Consider the following 18,893-nt stretch of genomic DNA (forward strand, 5'->3'; position numbering starts at 1 on the left):
CAACATCGCGCACCTGTCCCGATCCACCCACCGCGCCATCCTCCCACGCCCCCTCGGCCCAGCGTTGATCATGACTTCCGCGGGCGGGCGCGGCGTGTGCTCAACCGCCCAGATCATGGTCAACATCGCTAAGGCGTGGCGGGAGGGGGATTCCGCGGGGGTGCAGCAGCCAACGGTGGGCGCCGAGGGTGGTGGGGGTGGTCAGTTCGGTGGCGGTGGCGGCGGCGGACAGGGCCCGGAGGTACGCGACGGGGTCCGTGGCGGCCAGGGCGAGCGCCGGGCGGCGGCCGTCGACGCCGAGGGCGTGCAGGGCACGCCGTTGGGTGAGCAGGTGGAACGGCCGTCCGGCCGCCGTCGCGACGGCGTCCAGGGCCACCTGCGCGGTGATGTCGCAGGAACCGTCCGGGACGGGGCGCGTCTGCCGGCCGTCCCGGAACCCGGTCAACGTCCCCGCAGCCGGGCGACCCGGCAGCAGGTGCCCGTAGTCGACGGCCAGCGCGAGCCCCCGGTCGACGGCGCTGACCGCCCGTGCCCACGCCTCGTCCCGGGCCAGCCCGATCTCGACCCGTCCGGTGTCCGGCCCAGGGGCGCGCCCGCTCCGACCGGTCGCCGGCCACCAACGGTCCAGCCAGCGCCCCTCCGGCCCGGTGAGGCGGCCGCCGCTGATCTCCTCCCCGCGGTCGTTGACGAGCACCCGACGGAGACCGGCTGATCCCACCTGCGCGACCTCGACCGGCACGTTGTCCAGCCACTCGGTGGCCACCAGCAGCCCGACGACCCGGGCCGGAATCTGGTCCGTCCAGCCGATCTCCGCTGGCAGTCCGGCCGGTCGGTCGGCGATCTCGACCGCCACCGGGCGCAGCCGGGCGGCCAGTTCGGCGGGGACGGACGCCAGCAGCGCCGCCAGCAGTTCGCCCCGGCCGGCGCCGACGTCCACCAGGTCCAGCCGGCTGGGGTGGCCCAGAGCTGCGTCAACGCCCAGCAGCAGGGTGGTCAGGGCTCCGCCGAACGTCGGCGAGGCGTGGACGCTGGTGCGGAAGTGGGCTGCCGGACCGGCGTGGCGGCGGAAGAAGCCCCGCTCGCCGTAGAGGGCGTCCGTCATCGCCGCCGACCACGGTCGGTGGCCGGGGGGCGGGGCGGGCTCGTCTGGCACAGCGGGCACGATAGCCGGCGCCCGGGCCGTCAGCGGCGGGGGAGATTGGTCACAGCCCTGGCCGTTCAGCGGCTCTGGCAGCGCATACTTGCCTCGACCGGTACCTACGAGGACTGGATCGTGAGATGAGCGCATCCCCGCGCCCGCCTGGCTTCGTGCCGGCGGGCACCGACCCAGCCGCCCCGCTGCGCCTCGCGGTGGTGGGCGTCGGGAGAGTCGGCGCCGCGGTCGGCGCGGCCCTTGTGGCCGCCGGGCACCGGGTGATCGCCGCCTGCGGCAGCGGGCCGACGTCAATGGCCCGCGTCGCGTCGGTCTTTCCCGGCGTGGCCTTCTCCGATCCCGTGGCGGTCGCCCGTCAGCATCCCGAACTGCTGCTCCTCGCCGTCCCCGACGATGCCCTGCCGTCGGTGGCGGCCGCCGTCGCGGACCACGTCGGTCCCGGACAGGTGGTCGCGCACCTGTCCGGCGCGTCCGGGACCGGAGTGCTGGCGCCGGTCGTGGCGCGCGGCGCCGGAGCGCTCGCGCTCCACCCGGTGATGACCTTCACGGGCGGCCCGGCCGACCTCACCCGACTCACCGCCGGCATCTCGTTCGGCGTCACCGCTGACGGGGCGGCCGCGCCGCTGGCCGGGCGCCTCGTGGCCGACCTCGGTGGCCGGATCGAGTGGGTCGCCGAAGCGGACCGACCGCTCTACCACGCGGCGATCGCACATGGCGTCAACCATCTGGTCACCCTGGTCAACGACGCCATGGACGTGCTGCGGACCGCTGGCGTTGCCGATCCCGCCGCACTGCTGCGCCCCATCGCGTCCGCGGCCCTGGACAACGCGCTGGCGTCAGGTGACGCCGCGCTCACCGGTCCGGTGTCCCGGGGGGACCTCGGCACCGTGGGCGGACACACCGCCGCGCTGGCCGCCGCCGCCGGCCAGGTCACACCCGCGTACCGTGCCCTGGCGGGCCGCACGGCCCGCCGCGCCGCCGCCGCGGGACGGCTGCCCTGGCCGGTCGCCGAGGCGGTGGCGGAGATGGTCGGGGCCGACGACACGACCCCGCCGGCGCGCGCCGACGTATCGACCGGGGGGAGCGGGCCGCGATGACTCGCATGGTGCATGTCAAGGCCGAGCTGGCGCAGGTGAGAGCCGCGATGCCGGGCACGGTCGCGGTGGTGATGACGATGGGCGCGCTGCACGACGGGCACGCGGCTCTGCTGCGGGCCGCCCGTGAGCAGGCCGACCACATCATCGCGACGATCTTCGTGAATCCGCTCCAGTTCGGCCCGAGCGAGGACTTCGACCGGTACCCGCGCAGTCCCGACACCGACCTGGCGATCTGCGCGATGGCCGGCGCCGAGGTGGTCTTCGCGCCGAGCGGGTCCCAGATGTACCCCAACGGGGAGCCGCGGGTCCAGGTGAGCCCCGGTCCGTCCGGGGAGCGGTTCGAGGGCGCCAGTCGTCCGGGCTTCTTCCACGGCGTGCTGACCGTCGTCCTCAAACTCCTCCAGCTCACCCGCCCCGAGCTGGCCTTCTTCGGCGAGAAGGACTACCAGCAGCTCACCCTGGTGCGGCGGATGGCCCAGGACCTGGACCTGCCGGTGCGGGTGCTGGGCGTGCCGACGGTCCGCGAGCCGGACGGGCTGGCCCTGTCGAGCCGCAACCGGTACCTGTCGCCGGCCGAGCGTCGGGAGGCGCTGCGCCTGTCGGCCGCGCTCCGGGCCGGCGCGGACGCCGCCGAGCGTGGCGCCGACCCGGTGGGGACGCTGGCCGCGGCGCGCGCCGCGTTCACCGCCGGCGAGCCCAAGGCGACCCTGGACTACCTGGAGCTGACCGACCCGGACCTGGGCCCGCCGCCCCGGTCCGGTCCGGCCCGGTTGCTGGTGGCCGCCTGGGTCGGTGACACCCGTCTCATCGACAACGCCCCCCTCACCCTTCGTGGGTAGCCGACAGGAGAACGCTGCCATGTTCCGCACCATGTTCAAATCCAAGATCCACCGGGCCACGGTGACCCAGGCCGACCTGAACTACGTCGGCTCGGTGACCGTGGATGAAGACCTCATGGACGCCGCTGACCTTCTCCCCGGCGAGCAGGTCGCGATCGTGGACGTCACCAACGGCGCCCGCCTGGAGACGTACGTCATCGCCGGCCGGCGCGGCTCGGGCGTCATCGGCATCAACGGCGCCGCCGCGCACCTGGTCCAGCCCGGCGATCTGGTCATCCTCATCTCGTACGCGCAGATGGACGAGGCGACCTCCCGCGCCTACAAGCCGCTGGTCGTGCACGTCGACGCCGACAACAACATCCTGGAGCTTGGCGAGGATCCCGCCGCCGCCGTCCCCGGAATGGCCGGTGACCTGCGGCGTGGCGACCTGAGCGCTACCGTCGGCTGAGGCACCGAACCTCAGGGGGGCGTCATGCGGCTCGGCCGACGCGTCGTCGTCACGGCCGTGGTCGGGTGTGTCCTGACCGCCGGTTGCGCGGCCCCGGAGGGCATTGACGGCAAGCTCGCCGACGACTGGGCGCCGATGCCGTCGCCGTCGCAGTTCGTCCCGAAGGCCGGGGTGTGTCACCTCTCGCCGCCCGGGGACACCGGTCCGCTGGCGAGCTACGAGCCGGCGCCCTGCGCCGGGCCGCACCGCACCGAGACGTTCCACGTCGGCGCGTTCCCGCCGGCCACGCTCGTGGGCCTGACCGCGCCGCCCACCCGCGTGTCGCTGGCCCGGCGGGCCGCGTTCGCTATCTGTGACCAGCAGGCCCGGGCGTTCCTCGGCCGGGATTTCCGGTACGGGCGGCTGGGGCTGAACGTAGTCTCCCCGTCCAGCCCGGCCTGGGCCGGCGGCGCCCGGTGGTTCCGGTGCGATCTGGGCGAGTTGGCGGCTGTCGACGACCCGGGCACGCTCGTCGAGCGCACCGGCTCGCTGGCGGGGGCGTTGAAGACGGTCGGCTCGCCGTTGGATCTCGCCTGCTTCCAGGTGACGGCGACGGCGACCGGGGCGATCGGCACGATGACCGCAATCTCCTGCTCGGTGGCGCACAACAGCGAGTTCACGGGCACGTTCACCGCTGGTTCCGCCACCCGGTATCCGGTGGCGGCCGCCGACTGGGAACGGATGCACGCGCAGTGTCGGTCGGTCGTCGCCGACTTCACCGGGGTCCGCAACGACGCCACCTTCCGGTTCCGCACCGGCACGATCGCCGCGCCGGCGCCGCAGGAGGAGTGGGACGGCGGCGACCGCGGCATTCGGTGTTACCTGTACGTGAACGCGGGCTCGTTCAGCCGGTCCCTGCGTGGCGCCGGCCCGACCGCCCTGCCGGAGCGGTGAGTGGCGCTGGCGGGGTGAGCGCTGGCGGGCCGTTGGCCTGGCCCCCCGACGTCAGCCGGTCCGGGCCGGCAGGTTTCACTGTCGGCATGCCCAGCACCGCCTTCTCGTCGTCCCCCGTCCTGCCGTTCGCCGGGCCGGATCTGCCGGAGCTGGTCCTGCCGTCGCGGTTGGCGGCGGCCGATCCGGGCTGGGCGGAGACGACCGACGTCGTGGTGATCGGCTCCGGGATCGCCGGTCTGACCGCCGCGCTGCACCTGCGCGAGACGGGCCTGCACGTCACCGTCGTCACCAAGGTCAACATCGATGACGGCTCGACCCGTTGGGCCCAGGGCGGGATCGCGGCGGTCCTCGACCCGTTGGACACCCCGACCGCCCACGCCGCTGACACCGAGACTGCGGGCGTTGGCCTGTGCGACCCGGAGGCGGTGCGGACCCTGGTCGAGGAGGGGCCGCAGCGGGTGCGGGAGCTGATCCGGCTCGGGGCCCGGTTCGACCGTCACCCGGACGGCGCGCTGATGCTCACCCGCGAGGGCGGGCATCACGCGAACCGGATTGTGCATGCCGGCGGGGACGCCACCGGCGCCGAGGTGCAGCGGGCGCTGCACTCCGCGGTGCGCCGCGACCCGTGGATCAGGCTGGTGGAGCACGCCCTGGTGCTGGATCTGCTGCGGGCGGCCGACGGCCGTGCCTGCGGCGTCACCCTGCATGTGTTGGGCGAGGGGTCGGAGGAGGGCGTCGGGGCGGTGCTGGCCCGCGCGGTCGTGCTGGCGACCGGCGGCATGGGCCAGGTTTTCGCCGCGACGACGAACCCGACGGTCTCCACCGGCGACGGCGTGGCGCTGGCGCTGCGGGCCGGGGCTGAGGTCACCGACATCGAGTTCGTCCAGTTCCATCCGACGTCGCTGGCGATCGGCGGCGGCGTCGGCGGCGACGGAACGACGCCGGCCGCGGCGGTGGCGCAGCAGGCGTTGGTGTCCGAGGCGCTGCGGGGCGAGGGCGCCCATCTGGTGGACGCCGACGGCGTCCGGTTCATGGCCGGGCAGCACGAGCTGGCGGAGCTGGCGCCCCGGGACGTGGTCGCCAAGGGCATCCACCGGGTGTTGCTGGTCACCGGCGCCGACCACGTCTTCCTGGACGCCCGGCATCTCGGCGGCGAGTTCCTGCGCCAGCGGTTCCCAACGATCGTCGCCTCGTGTCTGGCGGCTGGGATCGACCCGGCCCTCGACCGCATCCCGGTGACGCCCGCCGCGCACTACGCCAGCGGCGGCGTCCGCACTGATCTGGCCGGCCGTACCTCCATCCCTGGGCTGTACGCCTGCGGCGAGGTGGCCTGCACCGGCGTCCACGGCGCGAACCGCCTGGCCAGCAACTCGCTGCTGGAGGGTCTGGTCTTCAGCCGCCGGATCGCCCTGGACATCGCCCGCCACCTGCCGTCGCAGGCCGACCCGGCGCCGGTCGCGGCTGCCCTGGACACCCTGGTCGAGCCGGCGGGTCGGGCGGCGGCGCAGCGGGCGATGACCCGCGGGGCCGGCGTGCTCCGGTCGGCCGACTCGCTGCGCGGATCCGCGAGCGCGCTCGTCGGCGCCGCCGGCGCCGCGGGCGCTCCGGGCACCCCGGCGTGGGAGGCCACGAACCTCGTCACCGTCGCGTCGGCTCTGGTCGCGGCCGCGTACCTGCGGCAGGAGACCCGTGGCTGCCACTGGCGGGAGGACTTCCCGGACGCGGTGGCCCGCTGGCGCGGGCATATCGTGGGCAGCCTCGGCCCCGACGGCCGACGCCGACAGGAGTGGACGCCGTGGTCGGCGGGTCGGTGAGGCAGGATCGTCTTCCATGGACGGACGGGGCGTGACGGTGAACGAGTTTCGGGCGCGGCGGTTGGCGACTCTGGGTCTGGACCCGGCGGAGGTCGGCCGGATCGTCGAGCTGGCGCTGGCTGAAGATCTTGGGCCGCGACGCCAGGACGTGACCAGCGAGGCGACCATCCCGGCCGGACAGCGCGACGTCGCCGAGGTGGTGGCCCGCGCCGACGGCGTGGTGGCCGGTCTGGACGTGGCGGCGGCTGTCTTCGAGGCCGTCGACGCTGAGCTGGTGGTGGAGCTGTCGGCGGACGACGGAGCGCACGTCAGCCGGGGGGACGTGCTGGCGGTGGTCTCCGGGCCGACGCGGGCCCTGCTGACGGCCGAGCGCACCGCGCTGAACCTGCTGTGCCGCATGTCCGGGGTCGCCACCCACACCAGCGCGTGGACCCGGGAGCTGGCCGGCTCGAAGGCCCAGGTGCTGGACACCCGCAAGACCACCCCGGGGCTGCGGTCCCTCGAGAAGTACGCGGTGCGGGCCGGTGGCGGCGCGAACAAGCGGATGGGCCTGTACGACGAAGCGATGATCAAGGACAACCACAAGCTCGCCGCAGGCGGCGTCGCCGCGGCGTTCCGACGGATCCGCGAGGCGTCCCCGGGCGTCACCATCCAGGTCGAGGTGACGACGCTGGACGAGGCGTTGGAGGCCGTCGAGGCCGGAGCTGACTTCCTGCTCTGCGACAACATGGCCCCGCCGTTGCTGTCGCGGATCGTGGCGGCCGTCGGCGACCGGGCGCAGCTGGAGGCGACCGGCAATCTGACGCTGAACACCGCCGCCGCGTACGCCGCCACCGGTGTCGACTACCTGTCGGTGGGCGCGTTGACCCACTCGTCGCCCATTCTCGATATCGCGCTCGACCTGCGGAGCTGACCCATGCTGCTGTGTATCGACATCGGTAACACCAACACGGTGCTGGCGACCTTCGAGGGCGAGCGGCTGGTCCACTCCTGGCGGGTCAAGACCGACCCGGACGCCACCTCGGACGAGCTGGGTCTGTTGTACCGCGGACTGCTGGCCGGGGACGCCGTCGACATCACCGGGGTGGCCGCGTGCTCGACGGTCCCGGCCGCGCTGCGCTCGCTGCGGCGGATGCTGGAGCGCTACTACCCGGCCGTCCCGACGCTCATCGTCGAGCCGGGGGTGCGCACCGGCGTCCAGCTGGCGGTCGAGAACCCGAAGGAGGTGGGCACGGACCGGGTGGTGAACACGCTGGCCGCGTTCGCCATGTACGGCGGGCCCTCGATCGTGGTGGACGTCGGCACGACGACCACGTTCGACGTGATCAGCGCCCGAGGGGAGTTCCTCGGCGGCGCGTTCACCCCTGGCATCCAGATCGCCTTCGACGCGCTGGCGAACCGGGCGGCCCAGCTGCGGAAGGTTGAGCCGGCGAAGCCCTCGTCGGCGATCGGCAAGAACACCGTCGAGTGCCTCCAGGCCGGCATGTACTTCGGATATGCGGGTCTCATCGACCGCGTGGTCGAGCGGATGACCGGGGAGCTCGGCCCGTTGCGGGCGGTCATCGCTACCGGTGGGCTGGCGCCGGTGGTGCTTGACGAGTGCCGCACTATCACTCACCACGAGCCGTGGATCACTTTGATCGGCCTGCGCATGGTGTACGCCCGTAACCAGTCATGATCGGCGGATCGATTACCGACGGCCAAGCGCGGACCTGGTAGGTCGGCACGGTCCGGCTATTGACCGGAATTGACCCGCGTCGGGCCGTCCGGGGTGGTGTCCCTGCTGTCGCGCTTATCGATCATTCCCGGAGCGTGAAAGTTGCATCCGTCATTCCTGTCACTCTGTGCAGTCTGGTGTGCTCGCACTGTGGCTATGTCGCGTGGAATCGCGCGCGGACGAAGGTCCGTGCGCAGGGTCACTCTTTTCGGATCATCGCCCGTGCCGCGGTGTGCGGCGGCCCGGGGCCGAGCCGTCGCGACGGCCCTTGTGGCCCTGGTAGCGCCACCGGCGAGGGAAAAGCCGACGAAACCCTCGTTCGAGGCGCCCGCCGCGGGAGCCCGGACTGTCCACGGACGGGGACCGCTCGTCGTCCTCGCGCCGTCCGGCGCCGAATAGAGCGGGAATGGGAATCGACAGACTCTTGTCGGGCGGCGCGACGAGGCAATCCCGTCTCGCTCCAATTCTCCGGAGACTCCGACGCCGGACCGCCGCGGCCGACGGTCGATGCGGACCCGGCCGTACTCCGCCAATGCGGCCGTGGCGCTGCGGGCGGCGTGACTCAGGGGCTGACTGGTGAGTCCCGACGCGGGACTCACCGGCGCCCGTGATTGACGGATCGGGCCTCAATTAGGATATTGTGCGGTCCTCGGCTTGTGCGCGCTTGTGCCGCGGCCCGTGCTGTCTCTTGGCTATGGCATGTGCTGTCGCCGCGCTGTTGCGGGTTCTCCCGTAATCGGCTTGGTCTCTTGCGCGTTACCCGTGATCGTGCCGTATGGTCTGCGTACTTCGGTTTCGGTCGTGTTTCCGTAGCCGATGTTTTGAGATCAAGCAAGCTGAGAATGCTCGTGATGGTTAGTGCGTGCGGACAGGTCCGGAGGTAATTCGTCCGGTTTGATCGCACGCTGTCAACGAATGTGTTCGGAAAGGTAGCCGTACGTGGCAAAGCAGATCATCCACAAGTTGGTCGACGACCTGGACGGCGGCGACGCGGACGAGACCGTCAAGTTCGCGCTGGACGGCATTCAGTACGAGATTGACCTGTCGCAGAAGAACGCCGCCAAATTGCGCGAGGTCTTCGAGCCTTACGTCTCCAAGGGCACCAAGGTCGGCCGCGGCGGCGTCGTGGTGGGCGGCCGGGCCGCTCGTGGGCGGGGCGTCGCCACCGCCGACCGTGAGCAGAACAAGGCGATCCGGGCCTGGGCGAAGCGTGAAGGTCGGGAGATCTCCGATCGCGGCCGCATTCCGCAGGAGATCGTCGAGGAGTACCACTCCCGCGCCGGTCGCTGACCGACCGCTGTGCCACTGGCGTCCTGGACAGCTTGTCCCGGGCGCCAGCGGCATGTCCGGGGTCCGACGTGCCGGCGAACTTATCCACAGGCTGTGGATATCTGGCCGTCGGCGCGGCCCGGGAAGCAGCTGCGGCGGCGCGGACCGGCGCGGTAATTTCGCTCTGCGCGTACAGCAGTGGCTGGTGGAACATCCGAACTACGCGTGCGGTTAGGCAAAACGTCTTCCGATGACGGCCCCGCCGGGGGCGACGGCGCTGGCAGCGCGATCGTGTGGCCTGCGCCGTCAGTCATCGGCGATAGAGTGATTGGCAGTAAGCGTCAGCGACGGTGCACGCCGGCGGCCGCGGGATCCTCAGACGACCGCGGGATCCTCAGACGGTTGAACGTCCCCCGTCTGGGAAGTCCCCGATGGTCGGTTGTCGCCCGCGGCCCGTCGCCACCGGGCCTCCCCGGCGGTGGCAGGCCGTCGGCGGCGTCGTTGTGGAACCGGAGTCGAGTGAGTTGTCGGCGGACCGGGTCGAGTCGTTCGACAGCGCCGCGACAAGTTCTGGCGCACGGCACGTGAGGAGCACGGAAATGTTCGAGCGGTTCACCGACCGAGCGCGTCGGGTTGTCGTCCTGGCCCAAGAAGAGGCCCGGATGCTCAACCACAACTACATCGGCACCGAGCACATTCTGCTCGGCCTCATCCACGAGGGCGAGGGCGTCGCGGCCAAGGCTCTGGAGAGTCTGGGGATCTCGCTCGAGGGCGTGCGTCAGCAGGTCGAGGAGATCATCGGCCAGGGGCAGCAGGCCCCCAGCGGGCACATCCCGTTCACACCGCGTGCCAAGAAGGTCCTGGAGCTGTCGCTGCGCGAGGCGCTGCAGCTCGGACACAACTACATCGGCACCGAGCACATCCTGCTGGGCCTCATCCGGGAGGGCGAGGGCGTCGCCGCCCAGGTGCTGGTGAAACTCGGCGCCGACCTCAACCGGGTCCGCCAACAGGTGATCCAGCTCCTCTCCGGCTACCAGGGCAAGGAGCCGGCGGCCACCGGCGCGGCCACCGGCGAGGCCACGCCGTCGACGAGCCTGGTGCTGGACCAGTTCGGTCGCAACCTCACCCAGTCGGCCCGCGAGGGCAAGCTGGACCCGGTCATCGGCCGGGAGAAGGAGATCGAGCGGGTCATGCAGGTGCTGTCCCGCCGCACCAAGAACAACCCGGTGCTCATCGGCGAGCCCGGCGTCGGCAAGACGACGGTCGTCGAGGGCCTGGCCCAGAAGATCGTCAAGGGCGAGGTCCCGGAGACGCTCAAGGACAAGCAGCTGTACACGCTCGACCTCGGCGCCCTGGTCGCCGGGTCGCGCTACCGCGGTGACTTCGAGGAACGCCTCAAGAAGGTCCTCAAGGAGATCCGCACCCGCGGCGACATCATCCTGTTCATCGACGAGATCCACACCCTCGTCGGCGCCGGGGCGGCGGAGGGCGCGATCGACGCCGCGTCGATCCTCAAGCCGATGCTGGCCCGGGGCGAGTTGCAGACCATCGGGGCCACCACGCTCGACGAATACCGCAAGTACGTCGAGAAGGACGCCGCTCTCGAACGTCGTTTCCAGCCGATCAGCGTCCCCGAGCCGTCCGTGGCGGACACCATCGAAATGCTCAAGGGCCTGCGCGACCGGTACGAGGCGCACCACCGGATCACCATCACCGACTCCGCCCTGGTCGCGGCGGCGAACCTGGCCGACCGCTACATCTCCGACCGGTTCCTGCCGGACAAGGCGATCGACCTCATCGACGAGGCCGGCGCGCGGATGCGCATTCGCCGGATGACCGCGCCGCCGGACCTGCGTGACTTCGACGAGCGCATCGCCCAGGTGCGCCGGGACAAGGAGTCCGCGATCGACGCGCAGGACTTTGAGAAGGCCGCCCAGCTGCGGGACAACGAGAAGCAGCTGCTCGGCCAGAAGTCGCAGCGCGAGAAGGAGTGGAAGGCCGGGGATCTGGACGTCGTCAGCGAGGTCGACGACGAGCAGATCGCCGAGGTCCTCGCGAACTGGACGGGCATCCCGGTCTACAAGCTGACCGAGGAGGAGACGGCCCGACTGCTGCGCATGGAGGACGAGCTGCACAAGCGGGTCATCGGCCAGTTCGACGCGGTGCGGGCGGTTTCCAAGGCGATCCGCCGGACCCGCGCCGGTCTCAAAGACCCGAAGCGTCCGGCCGGATCATTCATTTTCGCCGGTCCGTCGGGCGTCGGAAAGACGGAGCTGTCGAAGACGCTGGCCGAGTTCCTGTTCGGCAGCGAGGACGCGCTCATCCAGCTCGACATGTCCGAGTTCCACGACCGTTACACGGTGTCGCGTCTCGTCGGCGCCCCTCCCGGCTACGTCGGTTACGACGAGGGCGGCCAGCTCACCGAGAAGGTGCGGCGTAAGCCGTTCTCGGTGGTCCTGTTCGATGAGATCGAGAAGGCCCATCCGGATGTTTTCAACACCCTGTTGCAGATCCTTGAGGACGGCCGCCTCACCGATGGCCAGGGCCGGATCGTCGACTTCAAGAACACCGTGATCATCCTGACCACGAACCTGGGCACCCGGGATGTGGCGAAGGCGGTGTCGCTGGGCTTCCAGAAGTCCGAGGACACCGAGTCGAACTACGAGCGTATGAAGATCAAGGTCAACGACGAGCTGAAGCAGCACTTCCGGCCCGAGTTCCTCAACCGGATCGACGACACCATCGTCTTCCACCAGCTCTCCCAGCCGGACATCCTGCGGATCGTCGACATCATGATCTCCCGCATCGAGGGCCAGCTCAAGACGAAGGACATGGGTCTGGAGCTGACCGACAGCGCGAAGATCTACCTGTCCAGGAAGGGCTTCGACCCGGTTCTGGGCGCCCGGCCGCTGCGGCGCACCATCCAGCGGGACCTTGAGGACACGCTTTCCGAGCGGATCCTGTTCAACGAGCTACGGCCAGGGCAGATCGTCATCGTCGACTGCGAGGGCGACCCGACGAATATCGACAAGTCGAAGCTGGTGTTCCGTGGCGCCGAGAAGTCGGCGCCGGTGCCCGAGACCGTGCCGGAGGACCTCGACGGTCCCACTGCCGCCGGCGCCGCTCCGACGGCGACCGAGGAAGCCGGCTGACCCGGTAGCCCGCACTCAGGCGACCCGACGGGGTCCGCGCCGGTGGCGCGGACCCCGTCGCACGTCCGTTCCGTCAGTCAGTCTCCGGCGAGGGCGTATACGCCGGGCGCCACCTGGCGGGCCAGGCCGTCGTCGAGCAGGCTGGTCAGCGCCCGGTCCCGTTGGACGTCGTCGGACCAGACCGGGGCCAGCTGATCCCCGGTGACCGGCCCGGTCGCGTCCCGGAGCACCGCCAGGAGCAGCCCCCTGACCTGGCGGTCCGTCCCGGCGTAGCGCTGAACCTTCCGGGTCGGGCCGACCGGCAGCGCCTGGCCGCTGGCCCGCCACCGGCACCGCGCCGCGACCGGGCACCGTCCACAGACCGGGGCGCGAGCGGTGCAGACCAACGCGCCGATCTCCATGAAGGCGGCGCTGGCGCGCGCGGCGCGGGACGGCTGTTCGGGCAGCAGCGCGACCGTCGCGGCGAGGTCTGCCGGTGTGGTCGCCGCCCCGGCGTCGGCCCGGCCCGCCGCCGCCCGGGCGACGAAGCGCCGGACGTTGGTGTCGACGACCGGTTCGCGTTGCCCGTACGCGAAGGCAGCGACGGCCCGCGCGGTGTAGGCGCCGACGCCGGGTAGCGCCAGCAGCTCCGGGACCGATCGCGGCGGCTGGCCCTCGTGGTCCCGGACGAGCGTCGTGGCGCAGGCGTGCAGGCGCATCGCCCGGCGTGGGTAGCCGAGCCGGCCCCAGGCACGGATGGCCTCGGCGACCGGTTCGGCGGCGAGGTCGGCCGGCGACGGCCAGCGTTCCATCCACTCCAGCCAGATCGGCGCGACGCGTCCCACCGGGGTCTGCTGCGACATGACCTCGCTGACCAGAACGCCCCAGGCGGTGGTCGCGGGGGAGCGCCAGGGCAGGTCCCGGGCGTGCCGGTCGTACCAGTCGATGGCGAGGTGGGCGAGTGTCGACGCGTCGGCGGGGGCGGGCATCGTCCGATCCTGTCATGTTGTGGACGAGGCCGCCGGCGGCCTCGGGGCGTCGGAGTCCTGGTCGATGCACGGGGGCGCGTGCCTGTCACGGACCGCTCGTCGGCGCGTCGCGGCAGCCGGCTGGCGGGTCGGCGATACGGTGAGGTCATCATGCGTTTGACGGTCGGTCCGCTCCCGTCCGCCGTGTACTGGCGGCGGCGGGTCGTCGTGCTCGCCGCGCCGCTGGCGGTGATCGTCCTGGGCTACGCCGCCTGCGCGCCGGACGGGGATGACAAGAAGGCGCCTATGGCCACGACGTCGACCGCGCCCCCAGGGCTGGAGCTGACGCCGACCGCGCTGCCGGCCCTGTCCAGCGCGGCGCCCACGGGAGCGCCGGGAAGCAGCGGGGGCGCGGGGTCGCCGGGTCCGTTGGGCGTGGCCGCGACCGGCGGCGCTCCGGCGGCGCCGCCGGGGCTGGGCGGCCCGGCCTGCGACGACGGGCAGCTCATGGTGGCGCCCGCGCCGGCGAAGTCGAGCGTTCCGGCGGCGAGTCCGATCGACATCCGTCTCATCGTCGAGAACTCGTCCGGTAGAGCCTGCCTGCGCGATGTCGGCGCGGACGCCCAGGAGCTACGGATCGTGCGCGGTGTTGAGACGATCTGGTCGTCGGACCATTGCGGCTCGGGCCGGGGCCAGGAGCCGCGGAGCTTCGCGGCGGGCGAGCGGCTTGAGTACATGGTGACCTGGAACGGTCGATCGAGCACGATGGGCGACAAGTGCCGTGCTGGCGTTCCTGTGGGCCCGGTCACACCCGGCGCGTACCAGTTACTGGCTCGCGTCGGTTCAAAGGTGAGTGAACCGGTTGAATTGACCCTTACCGCTTCCTGACGGCGTGATCTGGGCAACGGCCACGGCGTCCGCCCGGGGCGCCCGCGTCGTAGACTCGCCGAGGTCTCGATCACCGACCTGGGGAGAGGCGGCCAGAACGTATGGCAGCGGACACTGTTCAGCCTGAAGTCCAAGCCGAGGGCGGCCGCCGTGGGCGGCTCGTGATGCTGGTGGACAACGCCGTCAACGGCGACTCCCGCGTGCAGAAACTCGCGCGGTCCGCGGCTGAGCTCGGCTGGGACGTCACCCTGCTCGGGCGTTCGCCGACCGCGGAGCCGCAGACGTGGAAGCTCGGCGAGGCCAAGGTGCGGCTGCTGCCGATGCCGCGACTGATGTCGAAGCGGCGCCATGAGTACCGGCGGGCGATGCTGCGTTGGCCGTTGGCGTACCCGCCCACCGGAATCCCGACCCAGCGGGCCGCCGCGGTGCGCGCGTGGCGGGCCGACATCGACCTTCGGGTCAAACTCCTGGACATCGCGCAGCGCTCCGGGAAGGAGTCGGCCGCGGACCAGCGGTGGCGGCGACGGTGGCTCTACCTGGAGCGGGTCGCGTGCGGCGTGCGCCGTCGGTGGACCTCGGCGCGGCGTCGGATGCTCACCCTGGCCCGGGGGCGTCGCCAGCTCACCAGCCCATGGGACCGGCTCTACACCTGGTTCTGGCTGACGGTGAGCAAGGAACGCGCCTGGCGCAAACTCGAACCGAGTCTGTGGGACTACGAGTTCGCCTACGGCCCGGTCATCGACGAGTTGGCGCCCGACCTCATCCACGCCAACGACTTCCGCATGCTCGGCGTCGGCGCTCGCGCGAAGATCAGGGCGCTGGCCGGTCGCCAACATCGGACTGAGCTGGTCTGGGACGCGCACGAGTTCCTGCCCGGCATCAAGCCCTGGGCGGCGAACGCCCGGTGGAAGCCGGGACATCTGGCCCATGAGCGCGAATACGCGCCGTACGCCGACGCGGTGATGACCGTCTCGCCCGCGTTGTCCGAACTGCTGCGTGATGCGTACCGGCTGCCTGAGATGCCCTCGGTGGTGCTCAACGCCCCGGCGGTCGACCACGATCCGGAGCCACATGTGGGCGTGTTGACAGCGTCGCTGCGGCAGCAGTGCGGGATCTCCTCGGAGACGCCGCTCATGGTGTACAGCGGCGTCGCCGCCGAGCAGCGTGGCCTGGCGACGATGGTCGAGGCGATGCCCCAGTTGGACGGCGTGCACGTGGCGCTGGTGGTGAACCACCCGGACGGCAAACTGGTAGCCGACCTGGTGGACCGGGCCCGCACGCTCGGGGTGGCCGACCGGTTGCATCCGCTGCCGTACGTCCCACACTGGCAGGTGGTGGGATTCCTGTCCGGCGCCGATGTCGGCGTCATCCCGATCCACCACTGGCCGAACCACGAGATCGCGTTGATCACCAAGTTCTTCGAGTATTCACATGCGCGACTCCCGCTGGTGGTGAGCGATGTGAAGACCATGGCCGAGACTGTGCGGGCGACCGGCCAGGGCGAGGTGTTCCGCGCCAAGGACGTCGCGGACTTCGTCCGCGCGGTGCGGGCGATTCTCGCTGACCCGCGTCGGTACCGGGCCGCCTACGACACCCCGGGGCTGCTCGAAGGTTGGACATGGGAGGCGCAGGTGCGGGTGCTTGACGAGGTCTACTCGCGGCTGTGCCCGCCCGGCGTCCCCGCCGCGGACGACGCCACGGTCGCCGACCATTTCCCGGTCGCCGCGAACCACACCATCGGCGACGTAGCCGTCCGACCCCGTGGTTGAGCGGACGACCAGACCTGATGTGACCGTGGTCCTGGCGGTCTACAACACCATGCCGTACCTGGTCGAATGCCTGCGCTCGTTGGAGGCGCAGAGCATCGGTCACGACCGTATGGAGATCATCGCCGTCGATGACGGATCGACCGACGGCAGTGGCGCCGAGCTGGACCAGTTCGCTGCCCGTCGACCCGTCCTGGTCACTGTGCTGCGGCAGCCGAACTCCGGCGGCCCAGCGGGCCCCAGCAACCGGGCCCTGGACAACGCCAACGGCCGGTACGTCTTCTTCATCGGCGCCGACGACTACCTCGGGCCACAGGCGTTGGAACGCATGGTCGACGCCGCCGACCGCACCGGCGCGGACGTCGTCCTCGGGAAGGTCGTCGGGGTCAATGGCCGGTACATCGACCAGCGCATCTTCGCGGCCAACCAGGACGATGTGGACCTGCTCCACTCGCCGCTGCCGTGGTCGCTGGCCAACACCAAGCTGTTCCGCCGTCAGCTGATCGAGGATCGGAAACTGCGGTTCGCCACCGACATGCCGATGCTCAGCGACCAGCCGTTCACGATCGAGGCGCTGGTGAACGCCGGCCGGATCGCGGTGGTGGCCGACTACGACTGCTACTTCGCCGTGCGCCGAATGGACCGCAGCAACATCAGTTTCCGGCCACGCCGGCTCACCAGCAGGATCGCGTGCATCGAGCGGCTGGTGGACTTCGTCGGCGAGCTCATCGAGCCGGGACCGCGCCGGGACGCCATCCTGCTCCGACACTTCAACTGGGAGATCAGTCTGCTGCTGCGTCGCCCGTTCCTGCTCGCCCCGCGTGACGAACAGGAACGGGTCTACGCCGGCGTCCGGCGGCTCGCTGACGCCTACCTCACCGACCGGATCCGTCGTCGCCTGTTCGTCCCCGAGCGGCTACGGATCGAGTACGCCCAGCGGGCCACCCTCGATGAGCTGTTGGCGCTGCTGCGGTCCCAGGACGAGTCACCGGATCCGCCGCTCGTGGTCGAGGCCGGCCGTTCGTTCGTCACCTACCCGGGGTTCCGGGACGCGCGATGGGGGCTGCCCGACACGTCCTTCGAGCTGACCCCGGGCACCGAGGCCGACTGGTTGGCCCGGATGCAGACCACGGCGGTCCGGTGGCGTGGCGGGCGGGTCGTCGAGATCGAGGCCGTGGCGAGCGTCGCGGATCTGCCAGGTCAGGTCAACGGACCGCCGCGCCTGCTGGTCGGTGACGTGCCAGCGCCGGCTGTCGTGGTCACCCAGGAGGGCGATCTGACCCGGGTCCGGGCCAGCATCCCGCTGCGGCGCCTGTTGGCGGGGCAGGCCAGGCTGGGCGCGGTGCGGGTGGTCCGGGCAGAGGTGGACACCGCCGGCGGGACCGGCGTTGCCGACCTGCGCGCCCCTCGTAAGCTGGTGGTTCGTCGCCGCATCGCGTTCCAAGGCCTGCGGCTTTTTCTGGTGACCCTCACCGCCAACCACAGAGATCGACTGATTGTCGCGGTGGCGCCGGTCACGCTCGGCCGGGTGGTCCGCCGGCTGCGCTCCGTAACCCGAGGAGGAAGATAGCCCCCATGAAGATCTGTGTCGTCGCGCTCGGAAAGATCGGGCTGCCACTCGCTGTCCAGTTCGCCAGCAAGGGCCACACCGTCATCGGGGCGGACGTCTCCGAGCCGGTGGTGAGCCTGGTCAACGACGGGGCGATCCCGTTCCCCGGCGAGACCGACCTGGACCTCAAGCTCAAACAGGTCGTCACCTCCGGCCATCTCAAGGCCACCACCGACACCGCCGCCGCGGTCGCCGCATCCGAGGCCGTCGTGGTCGTCGTCCCGTTGTTCGTCGACGGCGACGGCGTCCCGGACTTCGCCTGGATGGACGCCGCCACCGAGGCCATCGCCCGCGGTCTCAAGCCAGGCACCCTGGTCAGCTACGAGACCACCCTGCCGGTGGGCACCACCCGGGACCGCTGGGCGCCGATGCTCGAACAGGGCTCGGGACTCACCTGCGGCCAGGACTTCCACCTGGTGTTCAGCCCGGAGCGGGTGCTCACCGGACGGGTCTTCGCCGACCTGCGCCGCTACCCCAAGCTCGTCGGCGGGCTCGACCAGGCCGCCACCGCCCGCGGCCTGGAGTTCTACCGCCAGGTTCTCGACTTCGACGAACGCGCCGACCTGCCCCGCCCCAACGGCGTCTGGGACATGGGCAACGCCGAGGCGGCCGAGATGGCCAAGCTCGCCGAGACCACCTACCGCGACGTGAACATCGGGCTGGCCAACCAGTTCGCCCGGTTCGCCGACACCACCGGCATCGACATCACCACGGTGATCGAGGCCTGCAACAGCCAGCCGTACAGCCATATCCACAGCCCCGGCATCGCGGTCGGCGGCCACTGCATTCCGGTCTATCCGCGGCTGTACCTGTGGAACGACCCCAACGCCTCGGTCGTCCGGTCCGCCCGGGAGGCCAACGCGGCGATGCCCGAGTACGCGATCCAGTTGCTGGCCGACGCCTACGGCGACCTGACCGGCGCCGAGGTGCTGGTGCTGGGCGCCTCGTACCGGGGCGGGGTGAAAGAGACGGCCTTCTCCGGCGTGTTCCCGACGGTGGCCGCGTTGCAGGCCCGCGGCGCCCAGCCGTACGTGTCGGACCCGATGTACACCCCCGACGAGCTGACCGCGCTCGGGCTGCCCGCCTACACCGGTCAGCCGGTGTCGGCCGTGGTCGTGCAGGCTGACCACGCCGAGTACCGCACCCTGGGCGTCAAGGACCTGCCGGGCGTCCGGGTGGTCGTGGACGGCCGTCGGGTCACCGACCCGCAGCGGTGGGAGGGCGTGCGTCGCGAGGTCATCGGCGGCTGAGCCTTCTGACA

The 18,893-nt window shown here is 71.3% G+C and carries 15 protein-coding genes; 13 read left to right on the forward strand and 2 right to left on the reverse strand.

Annotated elements, in window-relative coordinates:
• Window positions 1-100: 100 nt before the first annotated feature.
• Window positions 101-1,102, reverse strand: coding sequence for an SAM-dependent methyltransferase (locus ABD287_RS07575; protein ID WP_344170986.1), 1,002 nt, complete (start codon window positions 1,100-1,102; stop codon window positions 101-103).
• A gap of 176 nt (window positions 1,103-1,278) precedes the next feature.
• Between ABD287_RS07575 and ABD287_RS07580 the strand changes: the two genes are divergently transcribed.
• From ABD287_RS07580 to ABD287_RS07620, 9 genes are all read left to right on the forward strand, one after another.
• The gene (locus ABD287_RS07580; RefSeq protein WP_344170340.1) at window positions 1,279-2,250 is read left to right on the forward strand and encodes a Rossmann-like and DUF2520 domain-containing protein; all 972 of its coding nucleotides are present in this window, start codon (window positions 1,279-1,281) and stop codon (window positions 2,248-2,250) included.
• Entirely contained in the window at window positions 2,247-3,089 is an 843-nt protein-coding gene (gene panC, locus ABD287_RS07585; RefSeq protein ID WP_344170344.1) for a pantoate--beta-alanine ligase, read from the forward strand. The genes ABD287_RS07580 and panC overlap by 4 nt, the downstream gene beginning before the upstream one ends.
• 19 nt (window positions 3,090-3,108) lie before the next feature.
• On the forward strand, window positions 3,109-3,537 hold the full coding sequence (panD, locus tag ABD287_RS07590) for an aspartate 1-decarboxylase (protein WP_344170347.1): 429 nt from the start codon (window positions 3,109-3,111) through the stop codon (window positions 3,535-3,537).
• 24 nt (window positions 3,538-3,561) lie between these two features.
• Entirely contained in the window at window positions 3,562-4,470 is a 909-nt protein-coding gene (locus tag ABD287_RS07595) for a septum formation family protein (RefSeq protein ID WP_344170350.1), read from the forward strand.
• An 86-nt stretch (window positions 4,471-4,556) separates the two neighbouring features.
• Window positions 4,557-6,284 carry an L-aspartate oxidase gene (locus ABD287_RS07600; protein WP_344170353.1) on the forward strand — a complete coding sequence of 576 codons (1,728 nt, stop codon included), beginning with the start codon at window positions 4,557-4,559 and terminating at the stop codon, window positions 6,282-6,284.
• A 16-nt stretch (window positions 6,285-6,300) separates the two neighbouring features.
• A complete protein-coding gene (gene nadC / locus ABD287_RS07605) occupies window positions 6,301-7,197 on the forward strand; it encodes a carboxylating nicotinate-nucleotide diphosphorylase (RefSeq protein WP_344170356.1) in 897 nt (298 codons plus the stop codon).
• Window positions 7,198-7,200: 3 nt separating this feature from the next.
• Window positions 7,201-7,962, forward strand: coding sequence for a type III pantothenate kinase (locus tag ABD287_RS07610; RefSeq protein ID WP_344170359.1), 762 nt, complete (start codon window positions 7,201-7,203; stop codon window positions 7,960-7,962).
• A 978-nt stretch (window positions 7,963-8,940) separates the two neighbouring features.
• The gene (locus ABD287_RS07615) at window positions 8,941-9,291 is read left to right on the forward strand and encodes a histone-like nucleoid-structuring protein Lsr2 (RefSeq protein ID WP_344170362.1); all 351 of its coding nucleotides are present in this window, start codon (window positions 8,941-8,943) and stop codon (window positions 9,289-9,291) included.
• A gap of 578 nt (window positions 9,292-9,869) precedes the next feature.
• Window positions 9,870-12,422: an ATP-dependent Clp protease ATP-binding subunit gene (locus ABD287_RS07620; protein ID WP_344170364.1), complete on the forward strand. Its 2,553-nt coding sequence runs from the start codon at window positions 9,870-9,872 to the stop codon at window positions 12,420-12,422.
• A gap of 77 nt (window positions 12,423-12,499) precedes the next feature.
• Here ABD287_RS07620 and ABD287_RS07625 read toward each other — a convergent pair whose 3' ends face one another.
• Entirely contained in the window at window positions 12,500-13,390 is an 891-nt protein-coding gene (locus tag ABD287_RS07625) for an HhH-GPD family protein (protein WP_344170366.1), read from the reverse strand.
• A 150-nt stretch (window positions 13,391-13,540) separates the two neighbouring features.
• On the opposite strand from ABD287_RS07625, the gene ABD287_RS07630 reads away from it, so the two are divergent.
• The 4 genes from ABD287_RS07630 to ABD287_RS07645 all read left to right on the forward strand — a co-directional run bounded on the left by ABD287_RS07630 (window position 13,541) and on the right by ABD287_RS07645 (window position 18,882).
• A complete protein-coding gene (locus tag ABD287_RS07630; RefSeq protein WP_344170368.1) occupies window positions 13,541-14,257 on the forward strand; it encodes a hypothetical protein in 717 nt (238 codons plus the stop codon).
• Between the two features lie 164 nt (window positions 14,258-14,421).
• A complete protein-coding gene (locus ABD287_RS07635) occupies window positions 14,422-16,026 on the forward strand; it encodes a glycosyltransferase family 4 protein (RefSeq protein WP_344170989.1) in 1,605 nt (534 codons plus the stop codon).
• 19 nt (window positions 16,027-16,045) lie between these two features.
• Window positions 16,046-17,593 (forward strand): glycosyltransferase family 2 protein, encoded by a 1,548-nt coding sequence (locus ABD287_RS07640; RefSeq protein WP_344170370.1) that lies wholly within the window; start codon window positions 16,046-16,048, stop codon window positions 17,591-17,593.
• Between the two features lie 5 nt (window positions 17,594-17,598).
• On the forward strand, window positions 17,599-18,882 hold the full coding sequence (locus tag ABD287_RS07645; protein WP_344170372.1) for a nucleotide sugar dehydrogenase: 1,284 nt from the start codon (window positions 17,599-17,601) through the stop codon (window positions 18,880-18,882).
• The last annotated feature ends 11 nt before the right edge of the window (window positions 18,883-18,893 follow it).

The sequence above is a fragment of the Pilimelia columellifera subsp. columellifera genome, assembly GCF_039532605.1.
Lineage (GTDB): Bacteria > Actinomycetota > Actinomycetes > Mycobacteriales > Micromonosporaceae > Pilimelia > Pilimelia columellifera.